This is a genomic window from Lysinibacillus sp. 10T31, from assembly GCF_056394365.1.
This window is the reverse complement of sequence record NZ_JBFTHS010000198.1, coordinates 1-468: the sequence shown is the minus strand read 5'-3', so window position 1 is coordinate 468 and position 468 is coordinate 1. Positions and strand designations below refer to the sequence as shown.

The window sequence follows — 468 nt, the reverse complement described above, 5'->3', positions numbered from 1 at the left end:
GGATCCACACACTGGCCAGCCACGCCTGCGGCACCCGAACAGGCCGGGAGCTTATCAGCCAAAACTTGCGCACAACGGTGCCGGGGCCTGGAAAACCGAGCTGGACCGCCCCGTTGAGTGGGACAAAACCACACTCATGCGCCGCATGGGGCCGGCGGTCGAGGGTTTCTCTGATGCCACGCTGGAGCAAATTCGTATTGCCAGCGGTGTGGAGGAAGACGTCCTGCGCAGACTGCATGTCGTGAGCGAACCGCCACCAGCGCTGCTGACCGACACGATCGAACGCTTCAAGGCGTGGGCTGATGTGCGCAAGCTGCCCGAGCAGATTCTGGCCAGTGAAGTCCCGCAAGCGTTCGTTGAGCAGGTGCCTCGTTTACTGGCAGAGCTGCCAAGATGGCCCGAGCAGAAAGGCATCGAGGTTTTTGAAGGGGCCGAGCGTCGGGGGCCTTCGATCAAGTATGGCAATGT

Annotated in this window: 1 protein-coding gene; it reads left to right on the top strand. The window is 61.8% G+C overall.

Annotated features, from left to right (window positions below; all coding sequences use genetic code 11):
* Nucleotides 1-136 precede the first annotated feature (136 nt).
* Nucleotides 137-468 (top strand): hypothetical protein (locus AC1DCY_RS27620; RefSeq protein WP_477355942.1); only part of this gene is annotated, 332 nt, incomplete at its 3' end.